This window comes from Streptomyces sp. NBRC 110035, from assembly GCF_000829695.1.
Lineage (GTDB): Bacteria > Actinomycetota > Actinomycetes > Streptomycetales > Streptomycetaceae > Streptomyces.
Window position 1 is genome coordinate 486,738 of sequence record NZ_BBNN01000015.1, and the last position, 19,343, is coordinate 506,080.

Below are 19,343 nucleotides of genomic sequence, written 5' to 3' on the forward strand. Positions count from 1 at the left end.
GTCCTCTGGACGAGAGGTCTTTGACCGAAGGGCCCTTGAGCGAAGGGCCGCTGAGCCGGTGGAGACAGCAGAAGGTGAGGAAGGACCGAGGGTGAACGGGACTGCAGGGATGCCGACCGGGATGTCGGTGGGGACGGCCATGGCGTGCCTGGGGGCCGCCGCGTGGCTGCTGGGCGGCCGGCGGGCCGGAGCCAGGCGGGCGCGGCTGCTGCTGGCCGACGGGGGGCCGGTCGGGAGCGGGCCGCCGGGATGGCCCCGGGTGATCCGCGCGTGGGGACGCATCCGGGGAAGGCTGCGGGCCGAATGGTGGGCCCTGGCCGCAGGGGCGGTGCTCGCGCTGCTGGGCGCATCGGCGCTGCCGCTCGTCGCGGGCGCGGCCGGGGTGCCGTTGCTGCGGCGGGGGCGGCTGGCCGCTGAGGAGCGCCGGGCCCGTGAGCGCCGGGGCGACGCGGTGATCGCACTGTGCGGGGCGCTCGCCGGGGAGGTGCGCGCGGGGCGGCAACCGGGTGAGGCGCTGTCACCGGCCGTGCGGGAGTCCGGTGGGCTCGGTGCCGCCCGGGCGGCGGTGCTGGCGGCGGCACGGTTCGGCGGGGACGTACCGGAAGGACTCGCGGTGGCGGCGCGGCAGCCGGGCGCCGAAGGGCTCCGGGGACTTGCCGCGTGCTGGCGGGTCGCCGTGGACCAGGGGGCGGGACTCGCGGCCGGACTGGACAGGCTGGAAGCGGCGCTGCGTGCCGAACGGAGCCAGCGTGCCGACCTGCGCGCCCAGTTGTCCGGCGCCCGCGCCACCGCGGTGGTACTCGCCGGGCTCCCCGCCCTGGGGCTCGGGCTCGGCGCCGCACTCGGGGCCGACCCCCTGCACGTCCTCCTGCACACCCCGTCGGGGCTCGGCTGTCTCGTGGCCGGCGGGGTCCTGGAGGGCCTGGGACTGTGGTGGGTGCTGCGGATCATGCGGGGTGCCGAGGAGGCGTCGGCATGAGCGGCGAGGCTGTCCACGGGCTGGGGATTGTCGTGGGGGCGACGCTGGCGCTCGGCTGGCCGGCCTGGTGGCTGCGCCACGTGCGGTGCGAGCGCCGGCTGCGACGACGGCTGGCCGAGACGCTGGCCGAGGAAGAGACGGCTGCCCGGTCGCGCCTCACCGTGCCGGGAGGCGCGCGCGGTTGGCTGCCCCCGGCGGGCGTGGCCTGCGCGGGCTGGTTGCTGGTGGGCGGTCCCACCGGAGTACTGGTCGGGCTGGCCTGCGCCGCCGGACTGTGGCGATGGCGCCTGCGGCAGACGGCGGCCGGCACGCACGAGCGGGAACGCGCGCAGGCCCGTGCGGCACGGCAACTCCCCCTTGCCGCCGATCTGCTGGCCGCCTGCATCGCGGCCGGCGCCGGACCCGTACCCGCTGCGCAGGCCGTCGGTGAGGCCCTGGGCGGGCCGGTCGGGGACGCGCTGGCCAGAGGCGCGGCGGAGGTACGGCTCGGTGGGGAACCGGGCGAGGCCTGGCGTCGGCTGGCCGCTGTGCCGGGAGCCGCGGCCCTGGCCCGGCTGCTGGAACGGGCCGACGTGTCCGGACTCCCCATGGCCGCGCCCGTCGCGCGGCTCGCCGCGGAGTCCCGCGCGCAGTGGGCCCGCGAGGCGACGGCACGGGCACGGCGGGCCGCCGTCATGGTCACCGCGCCGGTCGGGCTGTGCTTCCTTCCCGCCTTCATCGCGGTCGGCGTGCTGCCCGTGGTGATCGGACTCGCCGGCGGGGTGCTGGGAGGGGGTGGTCGATGACGGGAGGGAACCGGATCGGCGGCAGGACGAACCGTCGGACAGCCACGTGGTGTTTCAACAGGACTTTCACATGAGGGAGTGGAGATGTATCAGGTGATGCAGGTGGTACGGGCGCGGTTGTATGCCCTGCTGTGCGGGGGACGCGCTTCACGGAAGGACGCCGGAATGGTCACTTCCGAGTACGCCATGGGCATCGTGGCGGCGGTGGCCTTCGCCGTCGTGCTCTACAAGGTGGTCACGAGCGGCCCGGTCGACGAGGCGCTGACGAGGATTGTGGAGCAGGCGCTCGATGGCGACATGTGAACGGCGCTCGGACCGTGGCTTCGTGACGGCGGAGTCGGCGATGGTGCTGCCCGTACTGGTGATGTTCGCGATGGCGCTGGTGTGGGCGCTGTTGGTGGTGGCGGCGCAGATCCGGTGCGTTGACGCGGCCCGTACCGGTGCCCGCGCGGCGGCCCGGCAGGATTCCCCCGGTGCCGTCGCCGAGGTGGCCCGCCGGGCGGCGCCGTCCGGCGCGGAGGTCACCGTGCGCCGGGAGGCGACGCACGTCCGCGTGACGGTCGTGGCCAGGCCCCCGCTGCTGCACGGGCTGCCCTTCGACGTACGGGAGGAGGCGGTGGCGGCCGTGGAGGAGACGGCGGGGGCGGACACGTGAAGCAGGAGCTCCGTGACAGGCGGCGACGGCAGAGTGGCCGGGTGCGCGGCCGGGTGCGCGGCCGAGGGCGCGAGCGGGGGTGTGGGCGGGGGTGTGGGCGGGGGTGTGGAGCCGGTCCGTCGGACCGGAGGGCCGAGCGCCGTACCCGTGGGGAGCGTGCCGGAGGGCGCGCCGCACAGGCCGGACGGGAGGCGGCCGGGCCCGGGCGGGGCTTGGGCCCGGACGGCAACCGCCACCAGGAGCCCGACCGGTGCCGGGACGCTTGCGGCTGCTGGGAGTCCGACCGTCACCGGGACGCGGACCGGCGTCAGGAGCGCCGCCGGCACCAGGCCCGGCCCCCAGGTCGGCACCGTTGCTCCGGACAGGGCTCCGACCGGGGTTCCGCGACCGTCTGGAGCGTCGGGGCGATCGCCGTGCTGTGTGTCGTCTTCGGTGCCGTCCTCACTTTGGGACAGGCCGTCGTGGTCCGGCACCGGGCGGCCGGTGGTGCGGATCTCGCCGCGCTGGCGGCGGCGGACCGGTGGATGGACGGTACGACGGCGGCCTGCGCGCGGGCCGACCGGGTGGCCGGGGCGCAGGGCGCGCGTCTGGTGCGGTGCACCCTCGAGGGCGAGGTCTCGGACGTGTCGGTGGCCGCGGGACGAGCACTGTTCGAGGCGGAGGTCAGGGCACGGGCGGGGCCGGCCGGTCCGGTGGCCGCCGCTGCCGCTCACCCCGGGCCGGCCTCCGCCGCCATACCGCCCGTCGGGCCCGTTCCGTCCGCCCGCTCCGTCTCGCTCTCCCCCGTTCCGTCCTCCCTCACCGGTGCCCCCTCCAGCAGCACCGTGAGGAGCCGTACCGCACCCCGCTTGTGCAAAGGCTCGTTGCCGTTGCCGCACTTGGGGGACTGGATGCAGGACGGGCACCCGGCCTCGCACTCGCAGGAGGCGATCGCCTGCCGGGTGGCGGTGAGCCAGTCGCCGGCGGTGTGGAAGGCGCGCTCGGCGAAGCCGGCCCCGCCCGGATGACCGTCGTAGACGAAGACGGTGGGCAGCAGGGTGTCGGGGTGCAGGGGGACGGAGACCCCGCCGATGTCCCAGCGGTCGCAGGTCGCGAAGAGGGGCAGCATGCCGATCGACGCGTGCTCGGCGGCGTGCAGGGCGCCGCCGAGGACCTCCGGGTTGATCCGGGCCCGGTCCAGCTGGTCCTCGGTGACCGTCCACCACACCGCGCGGGTGCGCAGCGTACGGGGCGGCAGGTCGAGTTTCGTCTCGCCGAGCACCTCGCCGGTGACGACACGTCGACGCAGGAAGGAGACCACCTGGTTGGTGACCTCGACGGAGCCGAAGCACAGACGGCCGTCACCCCACGGGAGTTCGGTGTCCGTCTCCAGCACGGAGATCGACGTCGTGTCGCGGGCGACCGTCGTGTAGGCCGGGGCGGCCTGCTCGACCAGGGCGACGGAATCCTCCAGGTCGAGGGAGCGGACGAGATACGTGCGGCCCTGGTGCAGGTGGACCGCGCCCTCGTGGACGGTCGTGTGCGCGGCGCCGGCGTCCACCGTGCCGAGCAGCCGTCCCGTCCCGTCCTCGACGACCTGGACGGGACGGCCGCCCTCCCCGCGGATGTCGGTCAGGTCGGCGGCCCGTTCCCTGCGGGTCCAGTGCCAGGCCTTCGTCCGGCGGCGGAGCAGTTTCGCGGCCTCCAGCTGCGGCAGCAGCTCCTCGGCGGCCGGTCCGAACAGTGCCAGGTCCTCGTCCGTCAGCGGCAGTTCCTCGGCGGCCGCGCACAGGTGCGGGGCGAGCACGTAGGGGTTGTCGGGGTCGAGGACGGTGGATTCCACGGGCCGGTCGAACAGGGCCTCGGGGTGATGGACGAGGAAGGTGTCCAGGGGATCGTCACGGGCGACCATGACGGCGAGGGCGCCTTGCCCGGACCGGCCCGCGCGGCCCGCCTGCTGCCACAGGGACGCCCGGGTTCCCGGATAACCGGCGATCACCACGGCGTCCAGGCCGGAGACGTCCACGCCGAGTTCCAGGGCGTTCGTCGCGGCCAGCCCGAGGAGTTCGCCGGAGTGCAGGGCACGTTCGAGGGCACGGCGTTCCTCGGGGAGATAGCCGCCCCGGTAGGCCGCCACCCTCCGGGTCAGCGAGCGGTCGACCTCGGCGAGGCGTTCCTGGGCGATCACCGAGATCAGCTCGGCGCCGCGCCGGGAGCGTACGAAGGTGACCGAGCGGACGCCCTGGACGGTGAGGTCGGTCATCAGGTCGGCGGCCTCGGCGGTGGCCGTACGCCGGACGGGGGCGCCCTTCTCGCCGTGCAGCTCGGTCAGCGGAGGCTCCCAGAGGGCGAACACCAGTTCACCGCGAGGTGAGGCGTCGTCGGCGACCTCGACCACCGGCAGGCCGGTGAGACGGCGGGCGGCGACCGCGGGCTCGGCGGCGGTGGCGGAGGCGAGCAGGAACACGGGCGAGGCGCCGTAGCGGGCGCAGAGGCGGCGCAGCCGGCGCAGCACCTGGGCGACGTGCGAGCCGAAGACGCCCCGGTAGGTGTGGCACTCGTCGACGACGACGTACTTCAGCGACTTCAGGAAGGAGGACCAGCGGGCGTGGGACGGGAGGATGCCCCGGTGCAGCATGTCGGGGTTGGTCAGGACGTAGTTGGCGTACTGGCGGATCCACTCGCGTTCCTCGAACGGAGTGTCGCCGTCGTGGACCGCCGCGCGCACCGAATGGCCCAAAGGTTGTGAAAGTTCCTTCACAGCACGGCACTGGTCGGCCGCCAGGGCCTTCGTGGGGGCCAGGTAGAAGGCGGTCGCACCGCGGCCGTTCGGGGCCTCGGAGCCGTCCAGGAGCGCCGACAGGACGGGCGTGAGATACGCCAGGGACTTGCCGGAGGCGGTACCGGTGGCGACCACGACGGACTCGCCGTCGAGGGCGTGCTCGGCGGCGCGTGCCTGGTGGGCCCACGGATGGTCGATGCCCGCGGCCCGCACGGCGGCGAGCACCTCCGCCCGGATCCGGTCCGGCCAGACGGCATGGCGACCCGCACGCGGGGGCAAGTGCTCCGTATGAGTAATGCGCGAAGCCCTGCTCGGTCCGGCCGCGAGCCGACCGAGGAGCGCCCCCGGCGAGGGCCGGGGTGTGCTGTCCGCCGGGGGCCGATCGGGTCGGAGATTCTTGGCCATCGGCACCGAGTGTGTCACCGGCATGACGGACAATGGGGCCAAGGCGTCGTGCACGCCTGCCGGTAAGTGATTGAATGCCATCGCGGCTGGCGAACCGTCCCGGGGGGCTGAGCCGAGATGCCCCAAGGGCGACCGCTCGAAAGCTAGGTGCTGGAGGATCCGTGGACCTGTCCCTGTCGACCGAGACCATGGGCGATCGCACGATCGTCAGGGTCGGTGGCGAAATCGACGTATATACCGCGCCCAAGCTGCGCGAGCAGCTGGTCGAGCTGGTGAATGACGGCAGTTTCCACCTTGTCGTCGACATGGAGGGTGTGGACTTCCTCGATTCAACCGGACTCGGCGTGCTGGTCGGCGGCCTGAAGCGTGTGCGTGCCCACGAGGGCTCGCTGCGCCTGGTCTGCAACCAGGAGCGCATTCTCAAGATCTTCCGTATCACCGGCCTCACCAAGGTGTTCCCGATCCACACCTCGGTCGAGGAAGCGGTGGCGGCCACCGACTGATCACCGGTCCCGGGCGTCCGCGTCCGGGAGCAGCAGTGAAGTACGAGGAGGACCGGGCTCTTCGGCGGCCCGGTGCCTCCCCACAGCACGCCCGAAGTTTGCGAGGGGGATGCATGGCCACCGTTGAGCTCCGCTTCAGCGCGCTGCCCGAGCATGTCAGGACCGCCCGCCTGGTGGCGGCAGCGGTGGCGCGCAGGGCCGGAGTGGACGAGGCCGTCCTCGACGAGGTCCGGCTGGCCGTCGGTGAGGCATGCACGCGTGCCGTCGGACTGCACCAGAACGGCGGTATCTCGGCCCCTGTGAAGGTGCTGCTGATCGAGGAGGAGAAGCAGTTCTCCATCGAGGTCGGTGACGAGGCGCCCCACGCGGTTCCCGGCGGGCGCACGCCCGGCGACGGACCCGGGGGCACCGAGGCCGAGATCGAGGAGGACGAGATGGGCCTCGCGGTCATCAGCGGACTCGTCGACGACGTCGAGGTCAGTGCCGGGGAACACGGCGGATCGATCCGCATGAGGTGGTCCACCACGCCGCCGGCCACCTTCCCCGTCTGACCCGTCTGACCCGTCTGACCCGGGCGTGCCCGACTCGCTCGTACCGAAGGGCCCCACCACCTGTGGGGCCCTTCGGCGTGCGCGGGTGTGATCGCCCGCGCCTGCGGTGGCCCCTGTACCGGCCGCCCCCGCGCTCCGCCGCCATGCTCCGCCTTCACGTTCCGTCCTCGTCCTCAGCCCCCTCCGGGGCGGTCCCCGGGCACACGGTCCTGTGCGCCCAGGGGCGTGCGAGCGGTTCCGGGCGGGCTGTCCGCAGTGCCGTTCACCGCGTGAATCCGTTCACGACCAGCCAGGTGATCGAAAGGGTTTTTACGCGACCACCGAAAGGATCATTAGCCTGATCAGGTGAATGATCCCTCGAATGCCTCAGTGGCATTACGGATTGTGGTTCCCGGGTCGTCCGGCGATCATTGCGTGAAGAACATGTGCGGCCATTTGCATTTAACGCACTCTGTTTTGATCAGGTTCCGGGTACCTACAATCCCGTCCACGTCTTGAGCTCAGCCCAAGCGTCAAGGAGGACGAATGGCGGAGCTTTCGCTCTCACATCAGCCAGGCCAACCCCTCTCCCTCGCAGCTGCCGTGCTGACCGACGGCAACCGTGTGCTCGTGGTGGTCATCGGGCTCGTAGCACTGGCAGCGCTGGCCGTCGCGGGCGTCCTGGTGCGCCAGGTTCTCGCGGCCGGCGAGGGCACCGAAAAAATGAAGGAGATCGCCGCAGCGGTCCAGGAGGGTGCGAACGCCTATCTGGCCCGCCAGCTTCGCACGCTCGGCGTATTCGCCGTAGCCGTGTTCTTCCTGCTCCTGCTGCTGCCCGCGGACGACTGGAACCAGCGTGCCGGACGATCGGTTTTCTTCCTGATCGGAGCGGCGTTCTCGGCGGCCACCGGATATATCGGCATGTGGCTCGCCGTCCGTGCCAACGTGCGAGTCGCCGCGGCGGCCCGCGAGGCCACACCGGCTCCGGGGGAGCCGGAAAAGGACCTCACCGCCGTCTCGCACAAAGCAATGAGGATCGCCTTTCGTACGGGCGGTGTGGTCGGCATGTTCACCGTCGGGCTCGGCCTGCTGGGCGCCGCCTGCGTGGTGCTCGTGTACGCGGCCGACGCGCCGAAGGTGCTCGAGGGCTTCGGGCTCGGGGCCGCGCTCATCGCGATGTTCATGCGGGTCGGCGGCGGCATCTTCACCAAGGCCGCCGACGTCGGCGCCGACCTGGTCGGCAAGGTCGAGAAGGGCATTCCGGAGGACGACCCGCGCAATGCCGCGACCATCGCCGACAACGTGGGCGACAACGTCGGCGACTGCGCGGGCATGGCGGCCGACCTGTTCGAGTCGTACGCCGTGACGCTGGTGGCCGCGCTGATCCTGGGCTCGGTCGCCTTCGGTGACGCCGGACTGGCCTTCCCGCTGCTCGTGCCGGCGATCGGCGTCCTCACCGCGATGATCGGCATCTTCGCGGTGTCCCCCAGACGCACCGACCGCAGCGGCATGAGCGCGATCAACCGCGGCTTCTTCATCTCCGCGGGGATCTCGCTCGTCCTGGTCGCGATCGCCGTGTTCGTCCATCTGCCGTCGTCGTACGCCGGCCTCGACGGCGTCACCGACGCGGCGATCCAGGGCAAGGACGGCGACCCGCGGGTCCTCGCGTTCGTCGCGGTCGCCATCGGTATCGTCCTCGCCGCCCTCATCCAGCAGCTCACCGGCTACTTCACCGAGACCACCCGGCGCCCCGTCAAGGACATCGGGAAGACCTCGCTCACCGGCCCGGCCACCGTCGTCCTCGCCGGTATCTCCCTCGGGCTCGAGTCGGCCGTCTACACCGCCCTGCTGATCGGTCTCGGCGTGTACGGGGCCTTCCTGCTCGGCGGTACGTCGATCATGCTGGCGCTGTTCGCGGTGGCGCTCGCGGGTACCGGCCTGCTCACCACGGTCGGCGTGATCGTCGCGATGGACACCTTCGGACCGGTCTCCGACAACGCGCAGGGCATCGCCGAGATGTCCGGCGACGTGGAGGGCGCCGGAGCCCAGGTGCTCACCGACCTGGACGCCGTCGGCAACACCACCAAGGCCATCACCAAGGGCATCGCCATCGCCACGGCGGTTCTCGCGGCGGCGGCGCTGTTCGGCTCGTACCGCGACGCCATCACCACCGGCGCCCGGGAGGTGGGCGAACGGCTCAGCGGGGAGGGCGCCCCGATGAGCCTGATGATGGACATCTCGCAGCCCAACAACCTCGTCGGGCTCATCGCGGGCGCGGCGGTCGTCTTCCTCTTCTCGGGACTGGCGATCAACGCGGTGTCGCGGTCGGCGGGTTCGGTGGTCTTCGAGGTGCGGCGGCAGTTCCGTGAGAAGCCCGGAATCATGGACTACAGCGAGAAACCGGAGTACGGCAGGGTCGTCGACATCTGCACCAAGGACGCCCTGCGCGAACTCGCCACCCCTGGCCTGCTCGCCGTGATGGCACCCATCTTCATCGGGTTCACGCTCGGCGTCGGGGCACTCGGCGCCTTCCTCGCGGGCGCGATCGGCTCGGGCACCCTCATGGCGGTGTTCCTCGCCAACTCCGGCGGCGCGTGGGACAACGCGAAGAAACTCGTCGAGGACGGCCACCACGGCGGCAAGGGCAGCGAGGCCCACGAGGCGACCATCATCGGCGACACCGTCGGCGACCCCTTCAAGGACACCGCGGGACCGGCCATCAACCCGCTGCTGAAGGTGATGAACCTGGTCGCGCTGCTCATCGCGCCCGCGGTCATCCAGTTCTCCTACGGCGCGGACAAGAACGTCGGCGTACGGGTGCTGGTCGCGGTCCTCGCCCTGACCGTGATCGTCGGCTCGGTGTACGTGTCCAAACGGCGCGGGATCGCCATGGGCGACGAAGGCGATACCGAACCGGACTCCCCATCGGCCGACCCGGCGGTGGTGTCGTAGGCACGCCACCGAGTCCCCGTTCAAGGTGCGGGCGGGCAGCGCGTCGTGATGACGCGTCGCCCGCCCGCGCTGTGTGCGGTGAGCCCCTCGCCGTGAGCCTTCTCTCGGTGGTGCAAATGGCTTCAAGGATGGTCTTAGCGGACATTCGACGGGGAGCTGTCGCGCATCCGGCGTGTATGTTCCGGGGCCGGGAGTCATGGAAGGGGCCGATCCGGTGAACAAGAAGCTCGCGGCCGCGCTGTCCAGCGGTGCGGTACTGGTACTGGCGCTGACGGGATGCGGCGGCGACGACGACAACGAGAAGCTGAACTCCTGGGCGGACCAGGTCTGCGGCGCGGTACAGCCGCAGGCGAAGAAGATCCAGGCCGCCAACGCCGCGATCCAGAAGGAGACCTCGGACAACAGCACCCCGGAAGAGGTCCAGAAGACCGACTCGAAAGCCTTCCAGGACATGTCCGACGCCTACAGGGCGATCGGTGCGGCCGTGACCAAGGCGGGGGCGCCGGACGTGGAGAACGGCGAGAAGAAGCAGACGGACGCGGTCAAGGAACTCAACGGCATCTCCGCCTCGTACGCCTCCCTGAAGAAGCAGGTCGACGGGCTCGACACGGACGACCAGGCGAAGTTCGCCGACGGTCTGAAGGACATCGCCGCCGAGCTGGACAAGCTCAGCAAGAGCGGCAACGACGCCCTCAAGACGCTGGAGGAGGGCGAGGTCGGCGAGGCGATGGCCCGGCAGCCCAGCTGCAAGACGGCCACCGGTTCGGCGCAGTCCACGACGGGCTGACGGCGCGCCGGCGCGCAGCCGCCCCCACCCCGTGATCACGGGGGCCGCCGCGACCGTCGCGCCGGCCACGGCGGTGGCCCGCGACGGCTGCCACCGCCGTGGCGGTCGCGGCCGGTCGCGGCGGGCCACGGCACGCGCGGGGAGAGGGGGGCGGCCACAATGGAGGGTGTGAGTAACACCGGCCTGCCGCCCCTGCCCTCGTCCGACCGTCCCGACACCGCCGCCCGCCTCCGGGAGGCGCTGCTCGGGGTCTCCTTCACCGCCGACGGACTGCTCGAACTGCTCGGCGCCCCCGCGTACGCGGCGTTGGCCCGCAGCGAGACCGTGCCCGCCTTCCGGGCCACGCGCGGGGACACCCCGCTGGAGACGCTCGTGCGCCTCTTCCTGTTGCAGCAGTCCGTGCCGCACGCGCGTGTGGCGGACGTGCTGCCCGTCGACGCCTGCCTGGAGGACGGGTGGCTGGCCCGCGCCGGCGCGGGAGACGTCACCGCGACCGTGGACGTGCGGCCGTACGGCGGGCCCGCGGACGAGGACTGGTTCATCGTGTCCGACCTCGGGTGCGCGGTCGGCGGCGCGGGCGGCATCGGCAGTGCGCACGAGGGCGTCGTCCTCGGCGTCGGCGGGGCGTCCACGACCCTGGCCGGCATCACCGTCCGCACGCCCGTGGCCTCCGCGCTCGACCTCGGCACCGGCTCCGGCATCCAGGCGCTGCACGCCACCCGGCACGCCACGCGCGTGACGGCCACCGACGTCAACCCGCGCGCGCTGCACGTCACCGCGCTCACCCTGGCCCTCTCCGGGGCCCCGGCCGCCGATCTGCGCGAGGGGTCGCTGTTCGCGCCGATCCGCGCGGACGAGAAGTACGACCTGATCGTCTCCAACCCGCCCTTCGTGATCTCGCCGGGCGCGCGGCTCACCTACCGTGACGGCGGTATGGGCGGGGACGATCTGTGCCGCACGCTCGTTCAGGAGGCGGGGGAGCGGCTCGGGGACGGAGGGTTCGCGCAGTTCCTCGCCAACTGGCAGCACGTCGAAGGGGAGGACTGGCAGGACAGGCTCAGGTCCTGGGTGCCCCGTGGGTGCGACGCCTGGATCGTGCAGCGCGAGGTGCAGGACGTCAGCCAGTACACCGAGCTGTGGCTGCGGGACGCCGGTGACCACCGCGGTGACACGGCCGAGTACCGGGCGCGGTACGACGCCTGGCTGGACGAGTTCGAGGCCCGCGGGGTGAAGGCGGTCGGCTTCGGCTGGATCACGCTGCGCAAGTCGGGTGCCGACCTGCCGTCGGTCACGGTGGAGGAATGGCCGCATCCGGTCGAGCAGCCGCTCGGGGACACGGTGCGGGCCCACTTCGAGCGGCTCGACCACCTCCGCGCGCACGACGACGCGGCACTGCTCGAGGCACGCTTCAAGCTGGCCGCCGAGGTGGTGCAGGAGCAGGTCGGGCTGCCCGGCGCGGAGGACCCGGAGCATGTGGTGCTGCGCCAGAACCGCGGCATGCGCCGGGCCACCCGGGTGGACACCATCGGCGCCGGCTTCGCGGGGGTGAGCGACGGCACGATGAGCGCGGGCCGCATCCTCGACGCCATCGCCCAGCTCCTCGGCGAGGACCCGGTCGTGCTGCGCGACCGCACCCCGGCCCAGATCCGGCTGCTGGTCGAACAGGGCTTCCTGGAGCCGGTGAGATGACGGTGCGGGACTTCCGGCCCGGACGACGGTGGGGGCGGATCGAGGGCCCGGGAGGGGAGGAAGGGCTCGGGAGGGTGGTGGGTTCGCCAACTTCCGAGTGGTTTCGGACACCCTCACCGAGGGCGGACGCCCTCACCGGGGTCGGCCGCCCCCGCCCCCGCCGCCCCCGCCCCTGTCGCACCCGTCCCCGTCGCCCCCGCGTTCACTTCCGGTTCGCCTTCCCGCCGCTCGCGCGTGCCAGCCTCACCCCCGGGCCGGCACAGCGGCCGGGAAGAAGGGTTCGGGGGACCATGGAAAGCGGACCGGCGGTCTTCACGGGGATGGTGTTCTGCCTGTTCGGGGGCGGGCTGCTGGCCTGGATCGCGATCAGCGTCCGCCGGCGTCGCCCCGTGGCCCAGGGGGTGAGCCCGGTCGCCTCGGTCACCGTCGCGAGCCTGGTCTCGCTGACCTCCCTCCTCGTCGGGGTGTGGTGCCTCACCCGCCTCTGAGGGGCGGCCGGGGAGCGCGGGCGAACAGGGGGTTCCGGTAACCGGGAGGTCGCGCTCCGCACAGGGGCGGGCAGGGTCTGGGCAGTCCGGGCGGCAGGAACGGTGCAAGTCGGGTTACCGTTCGAGTGGCCGTTGCGGGCTTTTCCCGTTTGACACGGGGGCGGGATGTACCGTCACACTCCGCAGCGGCACGAACCGTGCATGCAGACCCGACCCCGGGCCGAGAGCCCGGGGAGGCCCCAGCGTCGACCGGAGAGAAGAGCGAAGTTGTCCCCGACCAGCGAGACCGCGAAGGGCGGCCGCCGACTCGTCATCGTCGAGTCGCCTGCCAAGGCGAAGACGATCAAGGGCTATCTCGGCCCTGGCTACATCGTCGAGGCGAGCGTCGGGCATATTCGCGACCTTCCCAACGGCGCCGCGGAGGTGCCCGAGAAGTACACCGGTGAGGTCCGCCGTCTCGGTGTGGACGTCGACCACGACTTCCAGCCGATCTATGTGGTCAACGCCGACAAGCGGGCCCAGGTCAAGAAGCTCAAGGACCTGCTGAAGGAATCCGACGAACTCTTCCTCGCCACCGATGAGGACCGCGAGGGCGAGGCCATCGCCTGGCACCTGCAGGAAGTGCTCAAGCCGAAGATCCCGGTCAAGCGGATGGTCTTCCACGAGATCACCAAGGAAGCGATCCGCGCGGCCGTGGCCAACCCGCGCCAGCTCAACCAGAAGCTGGTCGACGCCCAGGAGACCCGCCGCATCCTCGACCGCCTCTACGGCTACGAGGTCTCGCCGGTCCTGTGGAAGAAGGTCATGCCCCGGCTGTCCGCCGGCCGTGTCCAGTCCGTCGCCACCCGGCTCGTGGTCGAGCGGGAGCGCGAGCGCATCGCGTTCCGTTCCGCCGAGTACTGGGACCTGACCGGCGCCTTCGCGACCGGCCGCGCCGGAGACGCGTCGGACCCGTCGACGCTCGTCGCCCGTCTGCAGTCCGTCGACGGCAGGCGCGTCGCGCAGGGCCGCGACTTCGACTCCCTGGGGCAGCTGAAGAGCGCGAACACCCTCCAGCTCGACGAGGCGAACGCCCGCGCCCTGGCCGCCGCCCTGGAGAACACCCGGTTCTCCGTGCGGTCCGTCGAGTCCAAGCCGTACCGCCGCTCGCCGTACGCCCCGTTCCGTACGACGACGCTGCAGCAGGAGGCGAGCCGCAAGCTCGGCTTCGGCGCGAAGTCCACCATGCAGGTCGCGCAGAAGCTGTACGAGAACGGCTACATCACCTACATGCGTACGGACTCGACGACGCTGAGCGAGACGGCGGTCACCGCCGCCCGCGCCCAGGTCACGCAGCTGTACGGTGCCGACTACCTGCCGCCGCAGCCGCGCACCTACGCCGGGAAGGTGAAGAACGCGCAGGAGGCGCACGAGGCGATCCGCCCCTCCGGCGACCGCTTCCGCACCCCGGCCGAGACCGGCCTGACCGGCGACCAGTTCCGGCTCTACGAGCTGATCTGGAAGCGGACCGTCGCCTCCCAGATGAAGGACGCCACCGGCAACTCCGTCACCGTGAAGATCGGTGGCACGGCGGCCGACGGACGCGACGTCGAGTTCACCGCGTCCGGTAAGACCATCACCTTCCACGGCTTCCTGAAGGCCTACGTCGAGGGCGCGGACGACCCGAACGCCGAACTCGACGACCGCGAGCGCAGGCTGCCGCAGGTCACCGAGGGCGACGCCCTCACTGCCGAGGAGATCACGGCCGACGGCCACGCCACCAAGCCTCCGGCCCGCTACACCGAGGCGTCGCTGGTCAAGGAGCTGGAGGAGCGGGAGATCGGCCGTCCGTCGACGTACGCGTCGATCATCGGCACGATCCTCGACCGCGGCTACGTGTTCAAGAAGGGCACGGCCCTGGTGCCGTCCTTCCTCTCCTTCGCCGTCGTCAACCTGCTGGAGAAGCACTTCGGCCGACTCGTCGACTACGACTTCACCGCGCGCATGGAGGGCGACCTCGACCGCATCGCGCGCGGCGAGGCGCGGTCCGTGCCGTGGCTCAAGCGGTTCTACTTCGGTGAGAGCGCCCCCGGCAGCGGCTTCCCCGCGGGCGGCACCGGCGGCGGAGCGGCCGAGGCGGGCAACGGCGACGGGGACCACCTCGGCGGCCTCAAGGAGCTGGTGACCGACCTGGGCGCGATCGACGCGCGCGAGGTGTCGTCGTTCCCGGTGGGCGACGGCATCGTGCTGCGGGTCGGCCGCTACGGCCCGTACATCGAGCGCGGCGAGAAGGACTCCGAGAACCACCAGCGCACCGACGTTCCCGAGGACCTGGCGCCCGACGAGCTGACGGTGGAGTACGCCGAGGAACTGCTCGCCAAGCCGAGCGGTGACTTCGAGCTGGGCACCGACCCGGCGACGGGCCGCCCGGTCGTCGCCAAGGACGGCCGTTACGGCCCGTACGTCACGGAGATCCTCCCCGAGGGCACCCCGAAGACCGGCAAGAACGCGGTCAAGCCACGTACGGCCTCCCTCTTCAAGTCGATGTCCCTGGACACGGTGACGCTCGACGACGCGCTGAAGCTGATGTCGCTGCCGCGCGTGGTGGGCGCCGACGCGGAGGGCGTGGAGATCACCGCGCAGAACGGCCGGTACGGGCCGTATCTGAAGAAGGGCACCGACTCGCGGTCGCTGCAGTCCGAGGACCAGCTCTTCACGATCACGCTGGAGGAGGCGCTGGCGATCTACGCCCAGCCCAAGCAGCGGGGGCGGGCCGCGGCGAAGCCGCCGCTCAAGGAGCTGGGCACCGACCCCGTCAGCGAGAAGCCGGTCGTCGTCAAGGACGGCCGCTTCGGCCCGTACGTCACCGACGGCGAGACCAACGCGACCCTGCGCTCCGGCGACAGCGTCGAGACGATCACCCAGGAGCGCGGATTCGAGCTGCTCGCCGAGAAGCGCGCCAAGGGGCCCGCCAAGAAGACGGCGAAGAAGACGGCCAAGAAGGCCCCGGCCAAGTCGGCGGCGGCCAAGAAGGCTCCGGCGAAGAAGACGGCGGCCGTCAAGAAGACCGTGGCGAAGAAGGCCACGGCCGCGGCGAAGACGACGGCGCGGAAGACGACGACGGCGACGGCCGCCGCGGCGAAGACCGCCGCGAACAAGGCGACGGCCGCATCGAACGGCGCCGGAGCCGAGGGCTGAGGGGCCTTCAGGCCCTGCCCGTTCCCAGGTGTGGATCTTCGCCGGGGGTTGGGAACGCGAACGTCCCGGCAACGCTTCGGTGTCGGGACGTGCGCATGCCAGGGCGGAGGCCCGGGGTGTCGGCGCGGGCCGATAGGCTGAACGCATGACGCGAGCCGAGCCGCCAACGGACCCTCAGACGGCCCCCGACGACGCCCTGGTCGCGGACTCCCGCGAGCGCGCCGTCCGGGCCCTGCTGCGCAGCCCGCAGCAGAAACGCCTCTGGAGCGCGCAGTTCGTGGGCGGTGTCGGGGACATCCTCGCCCTCCTCGTGCTGGTGCTCCTCGCCCTCCAGGCGGCGGTCGCCGAGGGTTCGTTCGGCGGCGGCTACCGGGGCGTCGCGTTCGCAGTGGCGACCGTTTTCGGGGTGCGGATCCTCGCGACGCTCCTGTTCGGCGCCGTCCTCCTCGGCCCGCTCACCTCGCTCACCTCGCCGGGCGGCCCGCTGGACCGCCGCTGGACCATGGTCGGCGCGGACGGACTGCGGGCGGCCCTGCTCATCGTCGCGCCGCTGTGGATCGACTGGACGCCCGACGACGCGCTCGCCCTGCTCCTCGTCACCACCTTCGTGACGTCGGTCGCCGAGCGGTTCTGGACGGTGTGCCGCGAGAGCGCGGCGCCCGCGCTGCTGCCCGCCCCGCCCCTGGAGGGCGCGACGGTGCGGCCGCTGCCGGACCACATGGACGCGCTGCGCCGCCTGTCGCTGCGTACGGGCTTCGTGGCGGTGCCCGCCGCGGCCCTCGTCCTCGCCGTCGCGGGACTTCTCAACAACCTGCTGGGCGCGGGCATCGACTGGTTCGGGCAGCACCAGGCGGCGCTCGCCTCGTACGTCGCGGCCGGACTGTTCGCCGCGTCGCTGTCCATGGTCACGTTCCTCGAGCTGCCCGGCACGCGCACCCCCCGCGCGCGGTCGCCGCTGGAGGGGCTGCGCCGGCCGAGGAGCGGCACCGGTTCCGGTGCCGGTTCGGACAGGGGCCGCACCGGCGCCATGCCGCTGCTGGTGCTCGCGTCCGCGTCCGTGGCCGCCGCGGTGTCGGCCGCCGTCGCCGTGTTCGTGCTGCACGCCAAGGACCTGGGCGGCGGGCCCGTGCTGTACGGCCTGCTGGTGGCCGCGCTGACCGGCGGTGTCGTCGTCGGCATACGGACGGCGCCGGCCCTGCTGCCGTCGCTGTCGCGGCGCCGGCTGCTCGCGCTGGCTCTCGCCTTCACCGGCGTCGCGCTGCTTGCCGCCGGACTCGTGCCGGACGTCACCAGCGTGCTGCTGATCGCCGCGCTGGCCGGTGTCGGCGCGGGCACGGCGGCCAACACCGGGCACACCCTGCTCGACCAGGAGACCGAGGACCAGCGGCGGGCCCGTACGACGGAGCACCTGCACGCGGTCGTCCGCCTCTCCGTGGCACTCGGCGCGGTGATCGCCCCACTGGTGGCCGCGGGCATCGGACCGCACCGGCTGGAGAGCGGCCGGTTCGTCTTCGCGCACGGCGGTGCCGCGTTCACGCTGATGCTGGTGGGCGCGCTGCTGCTGCCGGTGGCCGCACTCGTGCTGGCCAAGGTCGACGACCGTTCGGGGGTGCCGCTCCGCCACGACCTGCGGGACGCGCTGCTCGGCGGCGACGACCCGGCGCCCGCACCGGCGGGCGCCGGATTCTTCATCGCCCTGGAGGGCGGCGACGGGGCCGGGAAGTCCACCCAGGCCGAGACGCTCGCCGAGTGGATCCGGGACAAGGGCCACGAGGTCGTCCTCACGCGAGAGCCGGGAGCGACGCCGGTCGGCAAGCGGCTGCGGTCGATCCTGCTGGACGTCTCCAGCGCCGGACTGTCCCACCGCGCGGAGGCCCTGCTGTACGCGGCGGACCGCGCCGAGCACATCGACACGGTCGTACGGCCCGCCCTGGAGCGCGGCGCGGTCGTCATCTCCGACCGGTACATCGACTCCTCCGTGGCCTACCAGGGCGCCGGGCGCGACCTGTCTCCCACCGAGATCGCCCGCATAAACCGCTGGGCGACCGACGGCCTCGTACCGCACCTCACCGTGCTGCTCGACGTGGCGCCGGAGACTGCGCGCGAGCGGTTCACCGAGGCGCCGGACCGGCTGGAGTCGGAGCCCGCCGAGTTCCACGCGCGCGTGCGGGCCGGTTTCCTCACGCTGGCCGCGGCCGACCCCGGCCGGTACCTGGTCGTCGACGCCGGTCAGGAGCCGGACGCGGTCGGCACGGTCATCCGGCACCGGCTCGACCAGGTGCTGCCGCTGTCCGAGGCCGAGATCGAGGCCATCGAGGAAGCGCGGCGCAAGGCCGAGGAGGAGGCCCGCCGCAAGGCGGAGGAGGAAGCGGCGCGCAAGGCCGAGGAGGAGCGTCTGGAGCGCGAGCGCCAGGAGCAGCTGGCCCGGCTGCGTGCCGAGGAGGAGGAGCGCAAGCGGCGCGAGCTGGAGGAGGCGCAGCGGCGCGAGGCCGAACGGCAGGCGGAGGAGGCCCGGCAGCGGGCCGAGGAAGCCGCCCGCCGAGCGGAGGAGGAGCGGCAGCGGCTCCTCGCCGAGGAGAAGGCACGCGCGGAGGCGGAGGCCCGCCGCAAGGCGGAGGAGGAGCGTCGCCGCAAGCAGGCCGAGGAGGAGGAGCGGCTGCGTGCCGAGGCCGAGGCACTGCGCCTGGAGAAGCAGCGCAAGGCCGAGGAGGCACTGCGGCGGGCCGAGGAGGCCCGACGCCTCGCGGAACAGGCCGCGGCCGCGGCGGCGACGGGTCCCTCCAGGACGATTCCGCCGAGCACGCCGAGCACGCCGAGCACGCCGGACACGCCGAGCACGCGCGACACGCCGGGCAGGTCGGACGCTTCGCGTGGGCCGGATGCTTCCGGCGGGTCGGACGCGTCCCGCGGGTCCGCGTCGGCGGACGACACGGCGGTGCTGCCCAGCGTGCCGGGCGACACGGCGGGCGCCGCAGCCGGAGCCGGAGAGGACGGGCCGGGCTCCGGTGCATCCTCGGACCGGTTCCGCAAGGACCGGCACGACTCCGCCCGGGGCGAGAGCGGGGGACAGCCCGGCTGGGCCGGGTCCTCCCAGCCGTCCGAGGCCGAGGCGACGACCGAGCTGCCGCAGGTGTCGGTTCCGCCGGAGGCGGCCGACGACGAGACCGAGGTACTGCCGGCCGTGCCGCCGCCGAGCGCCACGGAGGAGACGGCGGTGCTTCCCGCGGTCACCCGGGACGACGACGAGGTGACCAGCACGCGCGAGCTGCCCCAGGTCGACCTCGGGAACATGCCGGACCGGCGCAGGCAGCGCTCGGACTGGGCCGAGGAGACCCCGCTGGACGACCTGCCGACCCTGGCGGACGAACTGCTGGGCTCGCGCGACGACGAGCGCGGCGAACCGGGCGGGCCCGACGAGGGCGGCAAGGGCAAGGGCAAGGGGTGGGGACGGCGCCGCTGACACGAGCGGCGGTCCACCGGGGTGCACCGGTGCCGGGCTGGGCGGGGGCGGAACGACGGCCCCCGCCCAGCGCCGTTCTTCCCGGGCCGGCCCGTCGCTGGTCCGGAACTGTCGGTGGTCACCCCCACAATGGATTCGGTCACTGGATCCGGCCAATGGATTCAGTGAGCAA

Annotated in this window: 13 protein-coding genes and 1 pseudogene; 13 read left to right on the forward strand and 1 reads right to left on the reverse strand. The window is 72.7% G+C overall.

Translation table 11 applies throughout. The features are described from left to right. Positions 1–109: 109 nt before the first annotated feature. From TU30_RS02305 to TU30_RS36780, 5 genes and pseudogenes are all read left to right on the forward strand, one after another. Positions 110–979, forward strand: coding sequence for a type II secretion system F family protein (locus TU30_RS02305; protein WP_107068348.1), 870 nt, complete (start codon positions 110–112; stop codon positions 977–979). Further along, positions 976–1,764 carry a type II secretion system F family protein gene (locus TU30_RS02310; protein WP_042163736.1) on the forward strand — a complete coding sequence of 263 codons (789 nt, stop codon included), beginning with the start codon at positions 976–978 and terminating at the stop codon, positions 1,762–1,764. The genes TU30_RS02305 and TU30_RS02310 overlap by 4 nt, the downstream gene beginning before the upstream one ends. A gap of 93 nt (positions 1,765–1,857) precedes the next feature. Further along, positions 1,858–2,067, forward strand: coding sequence for a DUF4244 domain-containing protein (locus TU30_RS02315; RefSeq protein ID WP_042163957.1), 210 nt, complete (start codon positions 1,858–1,860; stop codon positions 2,065–2,067). After that, complete coding sequence (locus TU30_RS02320) at positions 2,054–2,419, forward strand: TadE family type IV pilus minor pilin (protein WP_042163738.1); 366 nt, start codon at positions 2,054–2,056, stop codon at positions 2,417–2,419. The genes TU30_RS02315 and TU30_RS02320 overlap by 14 nt, the downstream gene beginning before the upstream one ends. 413 nt (positions 2,420–2,832) lie before the next feature. After that, positions 2,833–3,042 (forward strand): annotated as a pseudogene (locus tag TU30_RS36780) (Rv3654c family TadE-like protein); the annotation flags it as partial. 86 nt (positions 3,043–3,128) lie between these two features. Here TU30_RS36780 and TU30_RS02325 read toward each other — a convergent pair. Beyond that, positions 3,129–5,666 carry a DEAD/DEAH box helicase gene (locus TU30_RS02325; RefSeq protein ID WP_234307739.1) on the reverse strand — a complete coding sequence of 846 codons (2,538 nt, stop codon included), beginning with the start codon at positions 5,664–5,666 and terminating at the stop codon, positions 3,129–3,131. Between the two features lie 80 nt (positions 5,667–5,746). Between TU30_RS02325 and bldG the strand changes: the two genes are divergently transcribed. The 8 genes from bldG (at position 5,747) to tmk (ending at position 19,171) form a co-directional block, all read left to right on the forward strand. Further along, on the forward strand, positions 5,747–6,088 hold the full coding sequence (gene bldG / locus TU30_RS02330) for an anti-sigma factor antagonist BldG (protein WP_003991900.1): 342 nt from the start codon (positions 5,747–5,749) through the stop codon (positions 6,086–6,088). A gap of 113 nt (positions 6,089–6,201) precedes the next feature. Further along, positions 6,202–6,639, forward strand: coding sequence for an ATP-binding protein (locus tag TU30_RS02335; RefSeq protein ID WP_042163743.1), 438 nt, complete (start codon positions 6,202–6,204; stop codon positions 6,637–6,639). 525 nt (positions 6,640–7,164) lie between these two features. After that, positions 7,165–9,570, forward strand: coding sequence for a sodium-translocating pyrophosphatase (locus TU30_RS02340; protein WP_042163744.1), 2,406 nt, complete (start codon positions 7,165–7,167; stop codon positions 9,568–9,570). 196 nt (positions 9,571–9,766) lie between these two features. Further along, on the forward strand, positions 9,767–10,357 hold the full coding sequence (locus TU30_RS02345) for a small secreted protein (RefSeq protein WP_042163745.1): 591 nt from the start codon (positions 9,767–9,769) through the stop codon (positions 10,355–10,357). A 159-nt stretch (positions 10,358–10,516) separates the two neighbouring features. Next, positions 10,517–12,046 carry a class I SAM-dependent methyltransferase gene (locus tag TU30_RS02350; protein WP_176726183.1) on the forward strand — a complete coding sequence of 510 codons (1,530 nt, stop codon included), beginning with the start codon at positions 10,517–10,519 and terminating at the stop codon, positions 12,044–12,046. 290 nt (positions 12,047–12,336) lie between these two features. Beyond that, positions 12,337–12,534, forward strand: a complete 198-nt coding sequence (locus TU30_RS02355; RefSeq protein ID WP_042163746.1) for a hypothetical protein — start codon at positions 12,337–12,339, stop codon at positions 12,532–12,534. Positions 12,535–12,801: 267 nt separating this feature from the next. Beyond that, complete coding sequence (gene topA, locus TU30_RS02360) at positions 12,802–15,711, forward strand: type I DNA topoisomerase (protein WP_042163747.1); 2,910 nt, start codon at positions 12,802–12,804, stop codon at positions 15,709–15,711. Between the two features lie 145 nt (positions 15,712–15,856). Beyond that, positions 15,857–19,171, forward strand: a complete 3,315-nt coding sequence (gene tmk, locus TU30_RS02365) for a dTMP kinase (protein ID WP_042163749.1) — start codon at positions 15,857–15,859, stop codon at positions 19,169–19,171. The last annotated feature ends 172 nt before the right edge of the window (positions 19,172–19,343 follow it).

Excerpts from the sequence above, each read along its gene's own strand:
- TU30_RS02305 (WP_107068348.1), top strand. The coding sequence starts at position 110 with ATGCCGACCGGGATGTCGGTGGGGACGGCCATGGCGTGCCTGGGGGCC.
- TU30_RS02310 (WP_042163736.1), top strand. The coding sequence starts at position 976 with ATGAGCGGCGAGGCTGTCCACGGGCTGGGGATTGTCGTGGGGGCGACG.
- TU30_RS02320 (WP_042163738.1), top strand. The coding sequence starts at position 2,054 with ATGGCGACATGTGAACGGCGCTCGGACCGTGGCTTCGTGACGGCGGAG.
- TU30_RS02325 (WP_234307739.1), bottom strand. The coding sequence starts at position 5,666 with ATGGCATTCAATCACTTACCGGCAGGCGTGCACGACGCCTTGGCCCCA.
- TU30_RS02335 (WP_042163743.1), top strand. The coding sequence starts at position 6,202 with ATGGCCACCGTTGAGCTCCGCTTCAGCGCGCTGCCCGAGCATGTCAGG.
- TU30_RS02340 (WP_042163744.1), top strand. The coding sequence starts at position 7,165 with ATGGCGGAGCTTTCGCTCTCACATCAGCCAGGCCAACCCCTCTCCCTC.
- TU30_RS02345 (WP_042163745.1), top strand. The coding sequence starts at position 9,767 with ATGGAAGGGGCCGATCCGGTGAACAAGAAGCTCGCGGCCGCGCTGTCC.
- TU30_RS02350 (WP_176726183.1), top strand. The coding sequence starts at position 10,517 with ATGGAGGGTGTGAGTAACACCGGCCTGCCGCCCCTGCCCTCGTCCGAC.
- TU30_RS02355 (WP_042163746.1), top strand. The coding sequence starts at position 12,337 with ATGGAAAGCGGACCGGCGGTCTTCACGGGGATGGTGTTCTGCCTGTTC.
- tmk (WP_042163749.1), top strand. The coding sequence starts at position 15,857 with ATGACGCGAGCCGAGCCGCCAACGGACCCTCAGACGGCCCCCGACGAC.